Annotated in this window: 18 protein-coding genes; 3 read left to right on the forward strand and 15 right to left on the reverse strand. The window is 31.4% G+C overall.

Going from position 1 to position 21137, the window contains the following annotated elements:
* The first annotated feature begins 152 nt into the window (after positions 1-152).
* Both KTF99_RS01255 and KTF99_RS01260 read left to right on the forward strand, forming a co-directional pair.
* Positions 153-506 carry a hypothetical protein gene (locus KTF99_RS01255; protein WP_003536416.1) on the forward strand — a complete coding sequence of 118 codons (354 nt, stop codon included), beginning with the start codon at positions 153-155 and terminating at the stop codon, positions 504-506.
* A gap of 15 nt (positions 507-521) precedes the next feature.
* Positions 522-1433: a 4-hydroxy-3-methylbut-2-enyl diphosphate reductase gene (locus KTF99_RS01260; RefSeq protein ID WP_003536415.1), complete on the forward strand. Its 912-nt coding sequence runs from the start codon at positions 522-524 to the stop codon at positions 1431-1433.
* A gap of 31 nt (positions 1434-1464) precedes the next feature.
* Here the strand turns inward: KTF99_RS01260 and KTF99_RS01265 are convergent, their stop codons facing one another.
* Complete coding sequence (locus KTF99_RS01265; RefSeq protein WP_029480532.1) at positions 1465-2802, reverse strand: MATE family efflux transporter; 1338 nt, start codon at positions 2800-2802, stop codon at positions 1465-1467.
* Between the two features lie 141 nt (positions 2803-2943).
* Here KTF99_RS01265 and KTF99_RS01270 point away from each other — a divergent pair, with 141 nt between their 5' ends.
* Positions 2944-3735: a Cof-type HAD-IIB family hydrolase gene (locus KTF99_RS01270; RefSeq protein WP_254210076.1), complete on the forward strand. Its 792-nt coding sequence runs from the start codon at positions 2944-2946 to the stop codon at positions 3733-3735.
* Positions 3736-4213: 478 nt separating this feature from the next.
* On the opposite strand, the gene KTF99_RS01275 is transcribed toward KTF99_RS01270, so the two are convergent.
* The 14 genes from KTF99_RS01275 to KTF99_RS01340 all read right to left on the reverse strand — a co-directional run bounded on the left by KTF99_RS01275 (position 4214) and on the right by KTF99_RS01340 (position 21011).
* Entirely contained in the window at positions 4214-4966 is a 753-nt protein-coding gene (locus KTF99_RS01275; protein WP_029480533.1) for a Nif3-like dinuclear metal center hexameric protein, read from the reverse strand.
* On the reverse strand, positions 4953-5645 hold the full coding sequence (locus KTF99_RS01280; protein WP_009300026.1) for a tRNA (adenine(22)-N(1))-methyltransferase: 693 nt from the start codon (positions 5643-5645) through the stop codon (positions 4953-4955). The genes KTF99_RS01275 and KTF99_RS01280 overlap by 14 nt, the downstream gene beginning before the upstream one ends.
* A 1-nt stretch (position 5646) precedes the next feature.
* The gene (gene rpoD / locus KTF99_RS01285) at positions 5647-6900 is read right to left on the reverse strand and encodes an RNA polymerase sigma factor RpoD (RefSeq protein WP_003536408.1); all 1254 of its coding nucleotides are present in this window, start codon (positions 6898-6900) and stop codon (positions 5647-5649) included.
* A gap of 3 nt (positions 6901-6903) precedes the next feature.
* Positions 6904-8658, reverse strand: a complete 1755-nt coding sequence (gene dnaG / locus KTF99_RS01290; RefSeq protein ID WP_003536407.1) for a DNA primase — start codon at positions 8656-8658, stop codon at positions 6904-6906.
* 15 nt (positions 8659-8673) lie between these two features.
* Positions 8674-10047 (reverse strand): glycine--tRNA ligase, encoded by a 1374-nt coding sequence (locus KTF99_RS01295; protein ID WP_009009201.1) that lies wholly within the window; start codon positions 10045-10047, stop codon positions 8674-8676.
* Between the two features lie 158 nt (positions 10048-10205).
* The gene (locus KTF99_RS01300; RefSeq protein ID WP_003536403.1) at positions 10206-11120 is read right to left on the reverse strand and encodes an alpha/beta fold hydrolase; all 915 of its coding nucleotides are present in this window, start codon (positions 11118-11120) and stop codon (positions 10206-10208) included.
* Positions 11121-11122: 2 nt separating this feature from the next.
* Positions 11123-12967: a YgiQ family radical SAM protein gene (locus KTF99_RS01305; protein ID WP_003536395.1), complete on the reverse strand. Its 1845-nt coding sequence runs from the start codon at positions 12965-12967 to the stop codon at positions 11123-11125.
* Between the two features lie 94 nt (positions 12968-13061).
* Positions 13062-13808 (reverse strand): DNA repair protein RecO, encoded by a 747-nt coding sequence (recO, locus tag KTF99_RS01310; protein WP_003536393.1) that lies wholly within the window; start codon positions 13806-13808, stop codon positions 13062-13064.
* On the reverse strand, positions 13798-14688 hold the full coding sequence (era, locus tag KTF99_RS01315) for a GTPase Era (protein WP_003536391.1): 891 nt from the start codon (positions 14686-14688) through the stop codon (positions 13798-13800). The genes recO and era overlap by 11 nt, the downstream gene beginning before the upstream one ends.
* Positions 14667-15083 carry a cytidine deaminase gene (gene cdd, locus KTF99_RS01320; RefSeq protein WP_003536389.1) on the reverse strand — a complete coding sequence of 139 codons (417 nt, stop codon included), beginning with the start codon at positions 15081-15083 and terminating at the stop codon, positions 14667-14669. The genes era and cdd overlap by 22 nt, the downstream gene beginning before the upstream one ends.
* Positions 15084-15160: 77 nt before the next feature.
* Positions 15161-15622, reverse strand: coding sequence for an rRNA maturation RNase YbeY (gene ybeY / locus KTF99_RS01325; RefSeq protein ID WP_003536388.1), 462 nt, complete (start codon positions 15620-15622; stop codon positions 15161-15163).
* 13 nt (positions 15623-15635) lie between these two features.
* On the reverse strand, positions 15636-17678 hold the full coding sequence (locus KTF99_RS01330) for a cysteine peptidase family C39 domain-containing protein (protein WP_003536385.1): 2043 nt from the start codon (positions 17676-17678) through the stop codon (positions 15636-15638).
* A gap of 54 nt (positions 17679-17732) precedes the next feature.
* Complete coding sequence (locus KTF99_RS01335; protein WP_230321102.1) at positions 17733-19016, reverse strand: AfsR/SARP family transcriptional regulator; 1284 nt, start codon at positions 19014-19016, stop codon at positions 17733-17735.
* 171 nt (positions 19017-19187) lie between these two features.
* The gene (locus KTF99_RS01340) at positions 19188-21011 is read right to left on the reverse strand and encodes a hypothetical protein (protein ID WP_009009194.1); all 1824 of its coding nucleotides are present in this window, start codon (positions 21009-21011) and stop codon (positions 19188-19190) included.
* Between the last annotated feature and the right edge of the window lie 126 nt (positions 21012-21137).

The raw sequence follows: 21137 nt of genomic DNA on the forward strand, positions 1-21137 counted from the left end.
TAAAATAGTTAAACAACAATAGTTTACCCAAACAATTTTTATCTAGCTATTGCCCTTTGCAAAAATAACCTCTAACTCCAAGCAAAATAACAAGTATTCAATATCACAATTATTAATTATTTGCATACATTATTAATAAAGGAGGGATAAAAATGAACCCATTCTATGATGAAAATTTTTACTACAATAATTTCAATCCCCAAATGAATCCCATGAATCAAGGGTTTCCTGTTAATAGAAAACTAAAAACCCGCGCCAATTTACAAAAAACATTACATTATGCCTCTAAAACTGTTTATACCATTAATCAAGTAATTCCTCTAGTCTATCAAATCCGCCCTATTATCAACAATACTAAAAATGCTTTTAGAGTCATTCAAGCAGTTAATCATATTAACGATATTGACTTTGATGAGGTTGAACAAAATATTACTCCTATCGATCAAGAGAAAAAAGAAACAAAAGAAGAATCAGATGACGTAAAGTTTGAAAATATGGTACAATAACCACGAGGTGATTTAATGAAAGTATATCCAATTACACCCAGAGGATATTGTAAAGGGGTTGTTCGTGCAATCGAATTAGCTAAAAAACAAGCCCATCAAGATGATGTTTATATTCTAGGCATGATTGTCCATAACCAATATATTGTTGATGCTTTAAATAATTTAGGTGTCAAAACGATTGATAAAAAAGGTGCTTCGCGTGAAGAATTATTAGATCAGGTTTCCCAGGGAACGGTTATCATTACTGCTCATGGAGCTAGTCATAATGTTATAAAAAAGGCTCATTCAAAAAATATTCAAGTAATCAATGCTACTTGCCCCGATGTTATTAAGACTCATGACTTAATTAAAAATTATTTAAATCAAGGGATTGAAATTCTTTATATTGGCAAAGCTGGTCATCCGGAATCAGAGGGAGCATTATCAATTGATCCTGCTCATATCCATCTGATTGAAAATAAAACCGATTTTGAAAATCTTGATCCTAATTTAAACTATGTCATTACAAATCAAACGACAATGTCTTTATATGATGTTTATGATTTATGTGAATATGCTAAAACAAAACTAAATAATTTAATTGTTGCTAAAGAAACATGTCAAGCAACAACTGTACGTCAAGAAGCTATTGCAAAAATTAATGATGAAGTTGATGTCATTTTTATCGTTGGTGATCCTCATTCGAACAATACTAAAAAATTAGCTAGTATCGCACATGAAAAAGCTAATAAGGACACTTATATGATTGAAAGTGTTAATGATATTGATATATCTATGTTAAAGGAAAAACATGCTGCAGCTGTTAGCTCAGGGGCATCTACACCAACATACTTGACAAATCAAGTAATTGAATATTTACGTCAATTTGATTATCAAAATGTTTCTACTCATCCTAAACCTAAAATTGATTTAGCTAAAATTATTTAAAAAGCTTAATTTTCTCTCGAAAATTAAGCTTTTATTCATCTGGCAGCCAATTAACTCTTCGATAATAAATTAACAATCCAATTGCACAAATTGCCCAAGTAACAGGCCATCCTGCAAAAACAAAAGCTAGATTATGCGTTAATGGAACGGTAATCATTAAATAGATTTGTCTTAAAATAACAAAACTTCCTACCATAAAATACATTGGTACTTTAGAAAGCCCTGCTCCACGCAATGCACCGTTAAGAATTTGAACAATCGGTAAAATAATATAGCATGGTGCAAAAACATTGATCATTGTCACCCCTGCAGCAATTACGGCTTTATCATTAGTGAAGATTCCAACTAACTCACTACCAAATAATCCCATTGTAATCGAACCAGCTAAGATTACAATTGAACACATTAACCAGGCTGCTTTTACTCCTTGACGAACACGTTGATATTGTTTTGCCCCCATATTTTGACCCACAAAAGTTGTGATTGCCATATTAAAACTTTGCAACGGTAATTGCAAAAATCCATCAATTCTGATCGTTGATGAATATCCAGCCATTGCTGCAGTTCCAAAACTGTTAATATACGATTGTACTATAACATTTGAAAAAGATGTTAAACTTTGCTGAAATGCTGCAGGAAAGCCTACTTGTACGATTTTTCTAACAATATGTTTGTCAAATGAAATCTCATTAATTTGCACTCGATAATCTTCTTTTGTGTGAATCAACTGGTACATTACCATTACCGCACTAATTGCCTGAGCAATTACTGTTGCGATTCCAACTCCAGCGATTCCCCAATTAAAACTACAAACAAATAAAAAATCTAAAGCGATGTTAACAAAACTGGCAACGATCAAATAAATTAAAGGTCGTTTTGAATCACCGATTGCTCTTAAAATTCCTGAACCCATATTATAAACAAGGCCAAAAGAAATACCACAAAAATAAATCATCAAATACATCGATGAATGAGGTAAAACTTCTTGTGGTACTCCAATGGCCTTTAAAAGCGGTTGGGTACACAATAGCCCTACAACCGTAAAAACAACACATAAAACTCCTGTAAGAGCCAGTGATGAATGGACAGCACGCTGCATTTTTTCAATCCGTCGTGCCCCAAAATATTGGGAAATTACAACTCCAGCCCCCGTTGCCAGTCCCATAAAAAAGCCTACAAGCATATTAATTACTGGGGTAGAAGCTCCTACAGCAGCTAATGCATTACTGTTAACATAGTTGCCAACTACATAAGAATCGACTGTGTTGTATAATTGCTGAAATAAATTACCGATCAATAATGGAATTGAAAACCATAAAATTGATTTATAAATACTCCCCTTAATTAAATCCGTACTTTGATCTGCCATAAATCTCCCTCGCTTTAACATGAAAATGATACACCTTATTAACCAGCATTACAAGAATTGCTTAAACAATTCTTGTTCAAAATATGAAAATCAATTATATCTAAATATCACGATGTTATAATTTATACATGGAGAAATTATATGGAAAAAAAGATTATATTTTTTGATGTTGATGGCACACTCGTAAGTGATACCGGCGGGATTGAACATGTACCTGAATCTGCCAAAAGAGCAATTGCTTTAACTAGAGCTAAAGGAAATTTAGTATACTTATGTACTGGGCGCAGCAAGGCTGAAATCTATGATTTCATTCTTGAATGTGGAATTGACGGAGTAATTGGAGCTGGCGGTGGCTATATTGAAATAGGAAATCAAATGCTCTATCATAAAAAAGTGACAAATAAAGCAGTTAATCATATGGTTGACTATTTTGATACTAATAATTTTGATTACTATGTTGAAAGTAATGGCGGTTTATTTGCAAGCAAAAATCTAGTTAAAAGACTTGAAAGAATTATATATGGTGATTATGAAAATGATCCTCAGGCCAAAGCTCGCTATGAAAAAAAAGACAGCCATTTTATTAACGCTCTAATTGAAGGTCAAGAGATGCGTCGTGATGACATTAATAAAGCCTGCTTTTTAGAAAATCCGAATATTCCATTTAATAATATTATTAAAGAATTTGATCGAGAATTCAATGTAATCCATTGTACTGTTCCTGCTTTTGGTGATAACAGTGGCGAATTATCAGTCCCAAACATCCACAAAGCTAATGCTATTGAAACATTGATCAACTACCTAGGAATTGAACGTAAAAATACTTATGCATTTGGTGATGGAATGAATGACAAAGAAATGCTTGAATATGTTAATATTGGAATCGCCGTCGGCAATGCTAAAGAAGGGTTAAAGCAGTTGCTGATGAAATAACTGACAATATAGATAATAACGGTATTTACAATTCTATGAAAAAGCATAATTTGATTTAAACATATAATTGAAATATAATATTATTAATTAAGACTGTATTGCCGTAAAGGAATCGAATCATTGGGTTCCTTTCTTTTTTTATAGTTGATTGATTTTTAGAACATAAAACTATTTTTATTAAATAAAATAAGAGTAAAATTTGAACATATTGTACAAATTTCTAATTCATATAATCGATATCATCACTTAAGTGCCTAACTAGGTTCCCTAAGACCATATCCTAATAAAATTATCCTCAATATCAATATTTTAAACAGTTATTTTAATACAACTAAAAACACACATCCCATTATATGCTTACATCAATAGCTCCAATTATGTTATAGCATAAAAGTCAAAAACCAAGATACCTACTTTATGTAAATATCTTGGCTATAATTACTTACATTCAACTTTATGACATGCATCAAAATACTTTTTAATAATATGAATAATAATCCTGACTATTCGCTTCTTTTACAGTAATCCCAAGATTACTCAATAAACTAGCAAGTCGCTTTTCCATAATTACTTCAAGATGATGAGGAACATCGATTAAGACAATATCATGATCCAATGCATATTTAGCATGACGATGTTTACTATCACCCGTTATATATGCATCCACTCGACCAGCTAGCTGTTCAAGATCATCGGCCCCACTACCACCACAAATAGCAATTGTTTTAATCTCTACTTCTTTACCAGCAAGACGTACTGGTACATTAAAAGTATCTTTAACTTTCTTAATTAACTCGCTAGTCATACAAGGCTGATTTAAAAGTGCCATTTTCCCCACTTGAAATTCATCATAACAGCTAACATCATGAACACCTAAAGCATTAATAAGCCAATCATTCATCGAAATACCATCTTTGCCTCGATCAAGACAAGTATGTAGGCTATAAACAAGAATATTGTTTTTTATTGCCATTTCAATAAACTTTCCATGATGATTATGGAAATCAAGATTCATTATTTCTTCTAGCAAAAATGGATGGTGTGTAACTAACATTTGACAATTTTGATTAATTGCCTTTTGAAGACTTTCTATATCAGCATTTAATGCAACCATTATACTTGTTACTTGTTGATTACAGTCACCTACTTGAATTCCACATTTATCCCACGACATTTGTAAGTTAAGTGGAAAGATTGATTCCAAATAATTAATTATTTTAACGGCATTCATGGAGCACCTCTTCAATCATTTTCATTTTATCAGCAATTTCATGATAACGCGGATGATCATGTGGTAATGTATTTTGAATCTTTTCATAAACTTGATACTGTTTTTGCCATTTTTCTTTAAACAATGGACTTTGATTGTTGATTAAAATTGGTCCAAACTCTTCATCCTTACGATTATATGTAATTGCTTTATTCTGTCTCGCTGTAACTACCATCACCTCATATATATGCCCAGCATCCTTAACCATCTGTTCATCAATGATGATCCAATCATTAGCAAATAAATATTTACGTAAATGATCATTATTGGCATTAGCTTGTAAAAACATCAGTTTAACATTTCTTAAATACTCACGATGCTCTTCAAGAATCTCACTAATTAAATAAGATCCCATTCCAGCAATACTGATCATATCCACTTCACGATCAAGAATTGGGTTCAGCCCGTTTCCCAATAGTGCAAAAACTTTATCTTCTAATCCATATTGTTTGATTGTCTCTTTTGCGGAATCTAATGGTCCCTGTGCTACATCACAAGCGTAAGCACAAGTTATAATCTTATTTTTAACTAAGTAGCATGGCAAATAGCCATGATCACTTCCAATATCTGCTAAAACACTTCCTTGTTTATATTTACTAATTACATCAGCAATTAGCTGTAATCTTTTTGATAGTTTCATTTTAACGATCTAAGAAGTCTTTTAATCTTTTTGAACGTGAAGGATGTTTTAATTTACGAAGTGCCTTAGCTTCGATTTGACGAATTCTTTCCCGGGTTACACTAAATTCTTTCCCTACTTCTTCAAGCGTTCTAGTTCTTCCATCATCTAAACCAAATCTTAAGCGTAATACTTTTTCTTCACGATCAGTTAATTCTAATAAGACTTCATTCAATTCATCTTTTAGAAGTTCATTAGCAGCATAATCATCTGGCGACATTGCACCTTCATCTTCGATAAAATCTCCTAAATGAGAATCATCTTCTTCACCTATTGGTGTTTCCAAAGATACTGGTTCTAAAGAAATTTTTTGTATTTCACGAACTTTTTCTGGTGTCATTCCATCCATTTTTTCAGCAATTTCTTCGGCACTAGGTTCACGCCCTAATTCTTGAATCAATTGACGCTGAATTCTTGTCAATTTATTAATTGTTTCTACCATATGTACAGGAATACGAATTGTTCTAGCTTGGTCAGCAATAGCTCTTGTAATAGCTTGACGAATCCACCATGTTGCATAAGTTGAAAATTTAAATCCCTTAGTATAATCAAATTTCTCGACTGCTTTGATTAAACCCATGTTACCTTCTTGAATCAAATCTAAAAATAACATTCCTCTTCCAACATATCTTTTAGCAATCGATACAACTAAACGTAAGTTAGCAGCAGCGAGTTCCTTTTTTGCATCTTCATCTCCTTCTAAAATCTTTTTAGCAAGGTCTATCTCCTCATCATGAGTAAGCAGTTCAACGCGTCCAATCTCTTTTAAATACATTTTAACTGGATCATTGATCTTGACATTACTTCCTAATTGATTTTGATCTAATTCCGCATCAGCATCAGCAACTTGATACATATGAATCGTATCACCTGTCATCATATCGAAATCACCAGCAAAATCTAAATCTGGAGTATCACCATCTAATCCTAAATCATCATCTAGTCCTAAATCATCATCTAATTCAGCAGGTACACCAGCTAATAATACTTCGTCTTCTACATCTAAATCATCTAATCCATCATCAGAAATAACAATATCATTATTTCCAATAAATTCTAATAGTTCCTCTGCAAGATCATCATTTAAATCATATGTAGATAAATAATTATCAATTTGATCTTGTGTTAATACACCATCTTCTTTTTTAGCATCATTTAAAACAATTTGCTTTAAATCATCAAATGATACTGCAGTTACATTTTTCTTTTTCTTCATATATTACTCCTTGTCTTTTAATGCTATGATTTCTTTTAATATTTGCGCCTTTTGTTTAGGATCAAAAGTATCTGCCAATGCTTTTGTTAATTCTTCTTTTTTTACCATTACAGTTTTTTCTTTAATTGTTTCAATATAATCATCAATGGCTTTAGTATCTTTTAACTTAGGTAATCCTAATTGCGATATCTCAATTATATTTTGAACCAAGTTTTCATCTTCAATACTACTGATTAAATCAGCAACCTCTAATACAACTTCTTGACGATAATAATCAATAATATAAGAAGCAATGATTCGATAAATATCATTAAACATAAAACCTGCTTTTGCCTCATACATCATTGCGACATTTTTATCATTCATCATATAGTATAATAAATCACGTTCCGCTCTTATATATTTATCCAATAATCGCTGATTTTGAAATTTTGGTATTTTAGGTGGCTCTGCTGTCTCAATTCTTACAGCTGTATTTTGATTAATTAACTGGTCAATAATGTTTCTTGAAAAACCTGATTTTTTTTCTAATTGCTGGATATAATGATCTTGATCAATAATATCATCTAATCTACTGATTTCTCTGGCAATTGTTTCTAAATAAGATTTACGATCTTCATAATTATCCATGTTTGTCATTTCATAATAATAATTCATCTTAAAATCTAATGAAGATAATGGTCTTTTTATTACAGCGTTTAATTCTTCTATACCACGCTTATCCAAAATTTCATCAGGATCCAAATTATCTGGTAAATCAACTACCTTAACGATGAAACCAGCACTCAATAATATATCAATGCTTTTAATTGTAGCATTTCTCCCAGCTTGATCACCATCTAAACATAAATATACGGTTTTACTTAAACGTTTTAATAAATTTAAATGCCCATGTGTCAAGGCGGTTCCCATAATTGCTACTGCATTTTTTATTCCAGCCTTGTATAATGCAATAACATCCATAAATCCTTCAGTAATAATGATATAACCCGCTTGTCGTGCTTCTTCGCCAACGCGGTGATAATTATATAAAGTATCACCCTTAATAAAAATTGATGACTCGGGCGAATTCATATACTTAGATTCATTTTGGCTTTGTTTATAGATTCGACCGCTAAACCCAACGACACGACCACTAGCATCATGTAGTGGAAACATGATCCTGTCTGTAAAACGATCATATCCATTTGAAGCTTCAATAATCAAACCAGACTCAAACATTGAAACCTTATTAAAATTCATTTTTTCAAACGCCTTTAATAGTACATGATTATTAGGGGCGTATCCAATTTCAAAGGTTTCAATAATTTCATCCGTAATTTTACGATTATTTAAATATTCTTTAGCTTGAATTGCTAACTTAGTATTCAAGTAATGATTATAAATTTTATTGGCTTCATCATGCATACGATACAGTGGTTCTAATTTTTGATCGACCGGCTTAACTCGACTCTCTAAATTATATTTACTTATATCAACGTTACCAATATTAGCAACCATCTTGACGGCTTCAATATATGGTATTTTCAAATAATCCTTTAAAAAAGTAAAAACATTTCCCCCATGATGACAGACAAAACACATAAATATTTGTCGTTCTGGTGAAATTGACATCGATGGATGGCTGTCATCATGGAAAGGACATATCGCTACATAATTACGGCCTTTTTTTTCTAAGGGAAGATACGTGCCAATGACATCAACAATATCAACACTTTGCCTAATTTCATTAATTTTCTCTGATGATAGTCTCGGCATTAATGTTCCTCCTTATTAGAATGTGATCTTTTTACTAATATAATCAACTAATTGATTAATTGGTAAACGAATTTGTTCCATTGTGTCACGGTCACGTACAGTTACTGTCTCGTCTTCCATTGTATCAAAATCAACAGTTACACAGTAAGGTGTTCCAATTGCATCTTGACGTCGATAACGTTTTCCAATTTGTCCAGCAACATCATATTCACAATTAAAATATTTTGCTAACTGACTATAAATTTCAGTTGCTTTATCACTTTGTTTTTTGGTTAATGGCAAGATAGCAACTTTAAACGGTGCCACACTTGGATGTAATTTCATTACAACTCTAGTTTCACCATCTTCTAAAATTTCTTCCTCATAACTATCACAAAGTACTGATAAGAAAAGACGATCAGCACCTACCGAAGGTTCAATAACATAAGGAATATATTTTTCATTAGTTGTTGGATCTAAATATTCTAAAGATTTTTTAGAATGATTTTGATGTTGGGTTAAATCGTAATTAGTTCGATCAGCAATTCCCCATAATTCACCCCAACCAAATGGGAAATTATATTCAACATCACAAGTGGCTTTAGAATAGAAGGAAAGTTCCTCTTTTTCATGATCTCTAAATCTTAAATTTTCTTCTTTTAATCCTAAATCAAATAAAAACTTTTGACAATATGATTTCCAATAATCAAACCACTCTAAATCAGTATCTGGTTTACAGAAAAATTCTAATTCCATTTGTTCAAATTCACGCATTCTAAAAATGAAGTTTCCTGGTGTAATTTCATTTCTAAAAGCTTTCCCGATTTGACCAATTCCAAATGGCACTTTTTTACGTGATGTTCTTTGAATGTTTTTAAAGTTAACAAAGATACCTTGAGCTGTTTCTGGTCTTAAATAAACCACATCTTTTGCATCTTCGACTACACCCATTTGAGTTTCGAACATTAATTTGAATTGTCTTACATCAGTGAAGTTGCTTTTCCCACAATTAGGACAAACAATATTGTGATCCTTGATATATTTTACTGTCTCTTCACTAGACCATCCTTCACTATGAACACTCGGATCATAAGCTTCGATTAATTTATCCGCACGATGACGGGTCTTACATTCCTTACAATCAATCAAAGGGTCAGAGAATCCACCAACATGTCCACTCGCTTCCCATACCCGCGGATTCATAAAAATAGCTGAATCTAATCCTACATTATATGGTGATTCTTGAATAAAACGTTTCCACCACAATTGTTTAATATTGTTTTTCATTTCAACACCTAAAGGACCATAATCCCATGTGTTTGCTAAGCCATCATAGATTTCAGAACCCTGATATACAAATCCTGAAGTTTTTGCATGACTTACTAATTTATCCATATCTTTGCTTGCCATAATTTACTCCTTATATTCATGTTATTTTAGATATATAAACAATGAATGACTTGAACACAGTCAAGTCAAATAAAGGCAATAATTTGTTTAATATCTATTTTTTCGTGCACATATAAAATACCCTTATAGTAGTTATTTGTCAACCAACTATAAGGGTATCAAACAAAGGTTCGCTGATTCAACCAATCAAGTACATCTTTATACACTTCAAGACGCTGTTGATCGTGTAATAAATCATGATGACTACGATCATAGAGCGATAAAGTAATATCTTTAACTCCTTGATGACTAAGCGCTTCATATAACCATTTAGGCCCTACGCCAAATTTGCCAAAAGGATCCTTAGCACCAGAAATTATCAAAACTGATAAATATTCAGGTATTTTTTTTATGTTTTGGATAGTAGAAACTTTTTTTATTAAGCCAAACACTTCTTCATAAGCGTTATTAGTATATGTAAAATCAGTAAACGGATCTTGCTGGTACTGTTCTAACTCTCGAGCATCACCAGTAACATAAGTTGCATTTTTAGTACGAGAAATTAATTGATTGATAACATTTTTACGAACCGTTTTGGAACGATGCATATGTCCTTTAAGCATTGCATCCCCCTTAATAATTAGTTTTCCAATCAATGCAAAATGAGGTTTGCCACAGGTTCCCATTAATATAGCACCTTGGATAAAGTCCCCATATTGTGCCATATATTGTCGTAATACTAATGAACCAAGTTGATTGCCAATCATAAAATATGGTAAATCTGGATACCGAGATGCCATAATATTTCGCAAGCGATGCATATCTTCAACTAATGTCTTTGTTGCATCACCAATCCCAAAATAACCCTGCTCATAATTATATAATGAAGTCCCATGACCCGGAAAATCACTAACAACGACAACAAAACCATCGTGAGCTAAATATTCAGCAAACCGTTCATAGCGCCCTGAATGCTCTCCCATTGCATGATGAATCTGGATAATAGCCTTATAGCGAATCATTACAGTCGGTAAATATATATCAAAATTGACATGTGTTGCCGTTGCTGATGTAAATTTTTCACTATATTTCATAGCTAATTTCTCCTTTTCTTTTGATAGTTATTTTTAGCCTGATAAGAGCGCTGATTATTATTGCGACGAGGTCGAATTAAACAATTCTTTCCAAACCCAATTAAATCTTTTCGGTTTGCCTGCACTAAAGCTTCATACACTAAATCATAATTCTTTGGATTACGATATTGTATCAATGCCCTTTGCATTGCTTTCTCTTTTGCCGTCTTTGGAACGTATACCTCAGACATATCACGAGGATCTAAACCAGTATAATACATTGTCGTAGATAAAGTTCCAGGAGTCGGATAAAAATCTTGAACCTGTTCTGGCTGATGATGAATATCCCGTAAATATTCTGCTAATTCAATCGCATCATCAAGTGTACACCCAGGATGTGATGACATTAGATACGGAACTAAAAATTGTTTTTTGTTGTATTCTTCATTTAATTGATAATATTTATCAACAAATTTCTCATATAGTCCTCTCCGAGGTTTTCCCATCTTATCTAATACCTGATCACTAATATGTTCCGGAGCTACTTTTAACTGACCACTAATATGATTTTGAACTAACTCCTTAAAAAAAGTATCATCTTTATCATACATTAGATAATCATATCTAATTCCTGAACGAACAAAAACCTTTTTTACGTTTGGTAATACTCTTAGTTTCCTCAATAATTCTAAATAATCCTGATGACTTACTTCTAGATTATTACAAGCTTTAGGCCATAAACACTGTTTAGTCGGACATGCACCATGTTTATTTTGCTTAGAACAAGCAGGCCCTCTAAAGTTTGCAGTAGGTCCTCCAACATCATGAATATATCCTTTAAATTCAGGATCCCAAACCATTTTGCTAGCTTCACTAATAATTGATTCATGCGAACGCGCTTGAACAATTCTTCCCTGATGAAAAGCCAATGCACAAAAGTTACAAGAACCAAAGCATCCTCGATTACTAATTAAAGAAAACTTAACCTCATCAATTGCAGGAACATGCTGCTTATAACTAGGATGACTATCACGGTTATAATCATATGAATAAGCACGATCAAACTCTCTTTGCTTCAACGGACGATTAGGCCTATTTTGAACAACATACCATCCTTGATACGGTTCTACTAAAGTTTTTGCATTAAAATGATCAGTATTTAAATACTGAATATGAAAAGATTTTGCATAAGCTTTTTTATTATTACAAATTTCCTCATAGCTTGGCAACATAACTGGCTCGTGAGCATCATCGAGATTTTTCGTTTTAAAAACAGTTCCATCTAAATAAGTTAAATATTTTATTTCCAAGCCGTTATCAAGTGCTTCAGCTACTTCAATAATGCTATTTTCACCCATTCCATACAATAATAAATCTGCATTAGCATCAATAATTATCGATTTACGTACTTTGTTGTCCCAATAATCATAATGTCCTAAACGTCTTAAACTAGCCTCAATCCCACCAATAATAATATTAGCATCTTTATAAGCTTGGCGTGCCATTTGACTATACACGATTACAGCGCGATCTGGTCTTTTAAAGCCTTCACTTCCGGGTGTATATAAATCTTTATGACGACGTTTTTTAGCTACTGTATAATGATTAACCATTGAGTCAATATTTCCTGATGAAATCAAAAAACCTAATCGTGGTTTGCCAAATTGTCTAAATTCTTCAACATTATGCCAATCCGGCTGTGCTAAAAAACATACTTTAAACCCGTGACTCTCTAAAGTTCGGCAAATTATTGCTGCACCAAATGAAGGATGATCAACATAAGCATCCCCACATATATATACAAAATCTGGTTGTTGCCAACCCCTTGCTTCCATTTCTTCTCGATTTATTGGTAAAAATTCACTCATGATCATTCCTCTTTCTTTATTTACATATTATATACACAATTTTACAAAAAATAAATAAAATCGACAAAAGTTGATAAAGTTTTGTCGATTATTTCTATAGATTATTGAATTGACGAATAAACTTACGACTTTGAAACGTAATCCCCGTAAATTCATCAATATAAGCCTCCATAATAGGCATCAATTCATCGATTATATTTTCTTCTAGATGAAGCATATCAATATTTTCTAATTGCCATTTATTAATATAGCGAAAACCTTTTAAAACATCAACTGTTAATTTTTGATCATACATTCCAATACATTCTTGACAGACAAATCCACCACTATGAATTGAAACTCCAGAAATATGGTCAAGGCGCCCACAACTGACACATTGATCAACTTCTAAACTTGAACCTGTTTTTTCCATAATAAAGGCATTAAATAATAAATAGACCAATTTAGGATTATATCCGGTCTGTAATGAACGTAATGCTAATAACAGCGTATTATATATAGTCTCATCAGGATCATTATCCTTAGTAAATTTATAAACAAACTCACAAAAATAACTTGCATAAGCTTCTAATTCAATATCCTCTTTAATATAGCGAAAATATTCAACTGGAGCGCCTTTGATCAAATTTGATAAACCACTTCTAGGAATAAAAGTAAATTCTGACAAAGTGATAGTTTGACAAGAAGGGGCATTTTTACTTTTTAACTTCTTTACCCCTTTCGCTATTAATGCCAATTTGCCATAATCATGAGTATAGATCCATAGCAGCATATCATTTTCTTTATAAGGCTTATTTTTTAAAACTAGTCCAGTAATATTTTCTTCACCATTAATAATCATCTTCGTTATATCCAAATTCTTTTAAATATTTTTGTTTGTTGCGCCAATTATTTTCAACCTTAACAAACAACTCTAAATGAACTGGTACTTGTAAAAAACGTTTCATCTCGCGTTGAGCATTCTGGCGAATCTTTTTGATCATCGTCCCTTGTTTACCTACAATAATTCCCTTCTGACTTTTACGATCACAAACAATTGTTGCAATAATTTCTACACCCGCTTCATCTTCCAGCATTCTTTCTATCACAATTGCAACACTATGTGGTACTTCTTCTTTAGTAAAATAAAGAATTTTTTCACGAATAAATTCAGCCATTACAAAACGCTCTGGGTGATCTGTTAAATGATCTTGAGGATAATACATATTCCCTTCTGGCAAATATGCTTTTACCGTTTTAAGTAATAAATCAATATTATCATTAGTAGTTGCACTAATTGGAATAATTTCTTTAAAATCAAATAATTCCTGCCACTCCTGTAATTTTTTAATCAGCTCTTCTTTTGAAACAGTATCAATTTTACTTAATACTAAAAACACCGGCCCATCGGCTTCCTTTAAGCGCTCAATAATAAATTTATCTCCACGTCCAATTTTTTCATTAGCCGGTGCTAAAAATAAAACTAGGTCAACGCCAAAAATGCTATTTAAAGCGGTTGTATTCATAAATGTTCCCAAACGATCTTGCGGTTTATGAATACCTGGTGTATCCATAAAAATTATTTGGGCTTCATCATCGGTATGAATTCCTTGAATTGTATTTCTAGTTGTTTGAGCAACATCAGACATGATAGCTAATTTTGTCTCTAAAATACTATTTAATAGTGTCGATTTTCCAACATTAGGACGACCAACGATACTTACAAATCCTGATTTGAACATGTTAAACTTTCTCCTATAAATGCCCGCGGCAATAATTCTTTCATTGTTGTTATTTCATAACTTTCACGATTAGCCAAAATCACTGGACAATCTTGTGGTAATAGTTCCATCAATACTTGGCGACATGCTCCACATGGTGAAACAATCTCATCACTACCTGCCACAATTGCCAGCTGTTTGATATCAGCTTTACCATAGCCATTGCTATACGCACCATAAACAGCATTACGTTCTGCGCACATAGTTGAACCAAACGCTGCATTTTCAATATTAGTACCTAAAAAGTAATTTCCATCTCTCATCTCAATACATGCCCCTACTTTGAATTTTGAGTATGGACTATAAGAATTTTTCGCTGCTTCAAAAGCCTTTTCAATTATTGTTTTTACATCCATAAAACCACTTCTACTCAACTTAAATCATGATATTGAGTATTTATCCTTTCTAAGTCTATAAATTAGCAATAAACTACTTATCGTCTTGTGATATTTAAAGCATCTAAAATTGATTTTTGCATTGCAATCATCTGTATTTCGTCTTCTTCTATCATGTGATCAAACCCTAAAAGATGTAATAATCCATGGGTAAATAAAAAACACATTTCACGCTTTAAATCATGACCATATTCTTCAGCTTGGACTTTAGCATGATCAACAGAAATAAAAATATCTCCGATACTTCTTGGCATCCCTGGGACATAAAACTGCTCATTATCTTCTAATGCAAAACTAATTACATCTGTGGCCCGATCTATTTTACGATATTCTTTATTTATTTCGTGAATTTTAGAATCATCTACCAAGATGCATGATAATTCTAAATCTTCTTCAATTCCCAATTGTTTTGCAGCTTCATTGATTATTGAACGATAATCATCAGTATAATCTTCATTAAAACCAGCTGCTTCATTTATCAATGCAAAATCGATTTCCATACAATTACCTCATTTACTTATATATTTTTCCATCTCTAATTATAGCACAGTCAAATAATTCATTCACTAATTTTGTTTGATGCGCTACGATTATCATAATCGTATTTGGCAAATTATCATGTATGTAGCTTATAATTTTCTTAGCTTTATAATCATCTATATTGCACAATGCTTCATCCAAAATAAGAACTTCTGGTTTTTTTATGATAGCTCTGATAAGCATTACTATCTGGGCTTGACCTGACGATAAAGGCTGACCATCTGTTTCAATAATCAAATCAAGACGGTCAAGATAGTAATTTAACCCAAATATCTTTAACAATTTTTCCATCAGTTCCTCCTCTTTACTATTCAAAATCAAGTTAAATCGCAATGATTCATGATAAAAAACAGGTTTTCGATCTAAATAAATAATCTTTCGATACAAAGAATTAGTATCAATATTCATTAAATCGATCCCATTAATATAAATATGCCCCTTTAATAACTCATCATACTTCATCAGTAATTTAAGTAAGGTTGATTTTCCCACCCCAGTATCACCTTTTAACCATAATGAACGTTCAATCTGAAGATCCAAATGTTGAAGAATCGGCTTACTATAACCGTAACTATAGCTAATATGATCAAAACTAATCTTACTGATTCGCCCCCTTATTTTTTGCTTTTTTTCACTTCTATTAGGAATAATCTCTTTATAACGCTCATATAAAATTAAAATTTCATCTTTCTTAATAATAAAAGCAATAACATTAAACATTGGTTCAATCATATACGATACCAGCATATAGAAAAAGATAATATCACCAACACTAATACTTCCTTTTTTATAATGAAAACTAGCCAATAATACAACGCCAAAAGATAATAATTGAATTAATGTTTCACTAATAAAATTCAACTTATTTAATTCACTGTCCCGTTGATAAAGGCTATAATTATATTCCTCAAATAAATAATTAAGCTTTTCTTTAATAAATTTTTTCAAAAAAAACTGATGGCTATTATAAATATTTTTCAAATACTCAAGATGTCCTTGATTCATTATTTCTTGGTTTACAACAATTTGTTTATTTAAACCATTAACTATTTTAAGCCATTTAATTGTAACGATAGTAATAATACTTAAAAAAGCTATTACAACCAAAGCTAAATTCATTGAAAATAGTATTAAGGCACTTAACAAACCAATAATTAAAATTAAATCAACAAATAGAGCCATATAAAAATGAATAAAAAAATCACTTAGCTGAAACAAATTTTGAACTTTTGTAAGAAGAACTCCTTCTTGATTTCGATAATAATAACTAAAGGGAAGATACAGCATATTTACGACACTTTTATTTACATATTCTTGATTTAAATATCGCTGAATTTCTATTTCCAATTGTTTCCTTTGAAAATTGATCATGATTCTAATCCCACTTATTATCATAAAAACACCTGTAAAAATTAAAATCATAATATAATTCATCCCATTGATTTGATCTACTAACCCTTGGAAATAATATGATCCTAAAACACTACAGCAAGAAATCAAAATAGCTTTAGCAACAAGTCTGATAATATAACAGTAATTATTTTTTAAATGAAGTATTATGAAACTAATAAAACTTTGTTCCTGATGTCGACTAGAAACTCTGTATCTTCCAACATGATGAATGCAGATACAAATTCCTGTATAATCTTTTTCAATCGACTCTTTTGTTCTTTTGGTTAACCCATGGGCAGGATCACCAATTAATAAGTATTTTTTTGTTGCCCGATATAACACCACATAATGTGTTAGTTCACCATTTAAAAGATGAATTATACAAGGTGATTTTGTCTCCTTTAGTAATGTATTTAAATCACTTTGATAAGCTTTAGCATCTAAATGATACGATTCAAAACATTTGATTATTCCATAAACACTAATTCCCTCATTAGTCACTTTACAACGTTCTTTGATTTCTTTGATTTCAATATCTAAATGATAATATTTTAAAATCATTTTAATGCAGTATGCTCCACAACTATAATTATTATCTTGTTTGTATATTGGGTATTTAAACATAATAAAAAACCTCCTATTATCATTTACTAACTAAGGAGGAAAATTACTTCTTTTTTATTGAAGTTTTAAGATATCTTCATCATCTATATGCATTTTTGCTACTGCAATCGCTGCATAACTATAATCTATACTAACTCGTTCATATTTATCCTGAGCTAAAAAATCCTTCTTAATGCGATTAATCGCTTTTACTACTCCATTTTCATCACAATCAAGCAAAATCAAAAATTGTTTCATACTATATTTACAAACAATATCACCTAATCTTAATGAATTTAAAATAACTTTTTCTAAAATATTGGATGTTTCTTCTAAAACAAGATTATAAATTTCTAAATTATTTTTAATATAATTTTTAGGTGTAATAGTCAATACTGCTAACGTCTTTTTAGTTCTATTACGAATTGATTTTCGTGCTTCCAAACGATATGACTTTTTAAAAAAATCATAATCGCAACTATATGCACCTCTCGTCTTTGTTTCAATCAAGTCATCTTGAATAGAAAAAATATTTCTTTCTTCAGCATTATTGACATTATAATTTAAATAATACTTCATTTTCCTAATCGTTGCATTTCCCAAATCATCTTTTAAAGCGGAAGTGACTTTATTATAGTGTTCTTTAGCTAAAGTTATCTTATCTTGTTTAACTAATGCAAGAACTAAAATAGCATTAATGTTCTCATCAAGATAATTATCAGCTAAATTTTTCATACAAATTTCTTCAATAATTCCATACTCTTCCTTTTTTAAATAAAATTCAATCAAGAATCGTGATACATTTAAAAATTGTGAGTTCAAAAAACCTCTAATAATCGATAACTTTTCCACATTTTCTATCATTGGCAAAAATTCACCACTATATCGATAATAAGCTTTCATATAATATTTAGCTCTTATTTCCTCATCATGAATCTCATTTCGTCCTAAACGATGATACAAGGTAAAGTCATCTACATCAAAAATCATCTCTATTTCAGGATTCCAATAATATGTTCCTTGTGAAGATAAAATATAATCATACTCACCTAAATTATTTTTTAAAATGGTTCTCAAACGATAAATCAAAGCCTTTAACGCATTAGCTGGATTATTTGATTCACCTGAAGCAAACATTAATTCTTGTAAATCATTAGAACTTAATTTACGACGATGATGATAAATAATATAAGCTAATAATTTAGCCAACTTGGGTGAATTAATTATATTAAAATCTAGCCAATGATCTTCATCCAATTTAATCACATAGGCATTAAAAAAATCAACCTTAAGTTTCACTAAATCACCCCCACTAATAATATTATAATTAATAATTTCTAAAATTATCAAAATTAACATAAATAACATAATTTTATTATTTATTTTTTAACCCGCAAACTCTTCTTAACATTATAACAATCACCCTAATATATGTCCATTAAATTAAACTATGTTTCTTAGTAATAATTAAATGTAAAAAGCAATCCAATTAAGAATTGCTTTTACTAAGGATAGGAATGATCAAATTATTTATGCCTGTTGAGCCTTTTTCTTTTTGATTACAAAAGCAACGATTCCAGCGATTATTGCAACAGTTGCAAAACCTCCACCGATTACATAAGCAGTATTATTACTAGTTGACTTATCACCCTTTGCCAATGGTGTTTCATTTTCATCAACTACTTCAGTTTGTGGTTCCTCATATGGAACGATTTGTCCATCTTGATCTACTGTTGTAACTGTTCCATCTGGATTAGTAATCATTGGATTACCAGTTCCACCATCGATTGTAAAATTAGTTCCTCCTGGAGTAGTAGCAGCCAAATCCGTCCCAGTTTCACCAGGAATAAATTCTATTTCATTTTGTGTATCATTAACATCACGATAAACCATTACATAGTTTCTTCTTGTTGAATAAAAATCATGTGAATAACTAGTTGCTTGTCCGCTCATTAATACATACGTTGTTCCATTAGCCTCATATTGTGCAGGAACTTCAATATTTAGTTCTTGACCAACATTGGCTTCTAATTTAGTTGTGTATAATGTATCTTCTCCTACATATGTGTTTGAAACATTCATATATGTTACAGATACTTCATATTTATCAACTTCTAAACCTTTTTCATTAAAATAAACATTGTATTCTGTAGTTTCCTCACCAAATTTATGAGTAATTGTACTTTCTTGATTTGGACTTAAAACATAAGTCTTACCATCAATTTCAACAGTTGTGTCAACTTCAATTGTTTTTGTTTTTCCAGGATCAACTGTATATTGATGAATTTGTAAATCTTCTCCAGTTGCTAAATCAACATAATTTACTTGAATTGGTTGTGGTGTATTTTCATCAGTAATAACTTGTTTATATTCTACTTGGTATGTTTTTGTTGCATCACCAAAAGTATGAGTGATTTTAGCTCCATCAACTACCTCGTATTGTTTTCCACCCTTCATAAATGTTTTAGATGGTGTATGATCAACAGTCTTATCTTTTTCTACTAACAATTTTTTCGTTAAAATTGCACTACCAGTAGCCTTATCTACATATTGAATATAGATATTATATGGCTTACTAGCTACATCATCTTGAACTTGATAGCGAACAATTGATCTCATTTGACCTTGTGCATAAGTTTGACTTACTGTTGCTTTTTGCCCAGCAATTCTTTTATAAGTTCTACCATTGATTGTTGAAACGAACGTTTCTGGTGTATTAACAGAACCACCATTAGCTTCTGTTACTTGATAAGAAAGTATCTTATGCTCAACACCATCTTGATCAATCAAAGCAACTGTACTAGTATATGGTGTTTGTGCTCTTTTTGTATACTTAAAATCAATTGAACGTGTTCCATAAGGAACAGATATATAGTTATTACCATTAATATCATAAACACTGCTTCCAAGTGTGATCGTACTTGGTGCAGTATAGGTTCCATTATTGTTATAAGTACAAGTTACTGTTTTAGCACTCATTAATTCTGTCCCATCAACTGTACTAAATGTTACATTAATATAGTATTGATTTAAACTAGCAATTTCTTGAACGGCCGCAGCATCTTGTGCTAATACTGTCAAATGTGAACTACCATTTACAGCAGGTACTTCAATTCGCTTAGTTTCACCTCTTGCAATACTAACACCGTTAGTCTCACCTGTTCCAGTTGCCTCCCATGCAAATGTAGTTGCTTCTCCATTGTTTTTTACTGTGAAAACTCTAGTATCAGGATTGTTAGAAACAGCTGTCCCTAACATTAAATTTGAAGCAGCTTCAGCATTGATCATCACTCCTGTAACTGGCATAACAATCATCGCTAGAACCACTAATAATCTGAATAATTTCTTTTTCATAGGTCATTCCCCCTTTAAATCTTTCAATCCATTTCCTTTTTACACACTTATAATAGCATTCGAGTATCACACTCTTATCACAAAAAACAATAAAATTAGCAAATAGTCAAAAAACTTTAATTTATC

Origin of the sequence: Erysipelatoclostridium sp. MSK.7.34 (genome assembly GCF_019041935.1) — a bacterium.
In the GTDB taxonomy this organism is placed as follows: Bacteria; Bacillota_I; Bacilli_A; order Erysipelotrichales; family Coprobacillaceae; genus Thomasclavelia; species Thomasclavelia ramosa.

Excerpts from the sequence above, each read along its gene's own strand:
- KTF99_RS01255 (WP_003536416.1), top strand. The coding sequence starts at position 153 with ATGAACCCATTCTATGATGAAAATTTTTACTACAATAATTTCAATCCC.
- KTF99_RS01260 (WP_003536415.1), top strand. The coding sequence starts at position 522 with ATGAAAGTATATCCAATTACACCCAGAGGATATTGTAAAGGGGTTGTT.
- KTF99_RS01265 (WP_029480532.1), bottom strand. The coding sequence starts at position 2,802 with ATGGCAGATCAAAGTACGGATTTAATTAAGGGGAGTATTTATAAATCA.
- KTF99_RS01270 (WP_254210076.1), top strand. The coding sequence starts at position 2,944 with ATGGAAAAAAAGATTATATTTTTTGATGTTGATGGCACACTCGTAAGT.
- KTF99_RS01275 (WP_029480533.1), bottom strand. The coding sequence starts at position 4,966 with ATGAATGCCGTTAAAATAATTAATTATTTGGAATCAATCTTTCCACTT.
- KTF99_RS01280 (WP_009300026.1), bottom strand. The coding sequence starts at position 5,645 with ATGAAACTATCAAAAAGATTACAGCTAATTGCTGATGTAATTAGTAAA.
- rpoD (WP_003536408.1), bottom strand. The coding sequence starts at position 6,900 with ATGAAGAAAAAGAAAAATGTAACTGCAGTATCATTTGATGATTTAAAG.
- dnaG (WP_003536407.1), bottom strand. The coding sequence starts at position 8,658 with ATGCCGAGACTATCATCAGAGAAAATTAATGAAATTAGGCAAAGTGTT.
- KTF99_RS01295 (WP_009009201.1), bottom strand. The coding sequence starts at position 10,047 with ATGGCAAGCAAAGATATGGATAAATTAGTAAGTCATGCAAAAACTTCA.
- KTF99_RS01300 (WP_003536403.1), bottom strand. The coding sequence starts at position 11,120 with ATGAAATATAGTGAAAAATTTACATCAGCAACGGCAACACATGTCAAT.
- KTF99_RS01305 (WP_003536395.1), bottom strand. The coding sequence starts at position 12,967 with ATGAGTGAATTTTTACCAATAAATCGAGAAGAAATGGAAGCAAGGGGT.
- recO (WP_003536393.1), bottom strand. The coding sequence starts at position 13,808 with ATGATTATTAATGGTGAAGAAAATATTACTGGACTAGTTTTAAAAAAT.
- era (WP_003536391.1), bottom strand. The coding sequence starts at position 14,688 with ATGTTCAAATCAGGATTTGTAAGTATCGTTGGTCGTCCTAATGTTGGA.
- cdd (WP_003536389.1), bottom strand. The coding sequence starts at position 15,083 with ATGGATGTAAAAACAATAATTGAAAAGGCTTTTGAAGCAGCGAAAAAT.
- ybeY (WP_003536388.1), bottom strand. The coding sequence starts at position 15,622 with ATGGAAATCGATTTTGCATTGATAAATGAAGCAGCTGGTTTTAATGAA.
- KTF99_RS01330 (WP_003536385.1), bottom strand. The coding sequence starts at position 17,678 with ATGTTTAAATACCCAATATACAAACAAGATAATAATTATAGTTGTGGA.
- KTF99_RS01335 (WP_230321102.1), bottom strand. The coding sequence starts at position 19,016 with ATGTTAATTTTGATAATTTTAGAAATTATTAATTATAATATTATTAGT.
- KTF99_RS01340 (WP_009009194.1), bottom strand. The coding sequence starts at position 21,011 with ATGAAAAAGAAATTATTCAGATTATTAGTGGTTCTAGCGATGATTGTT.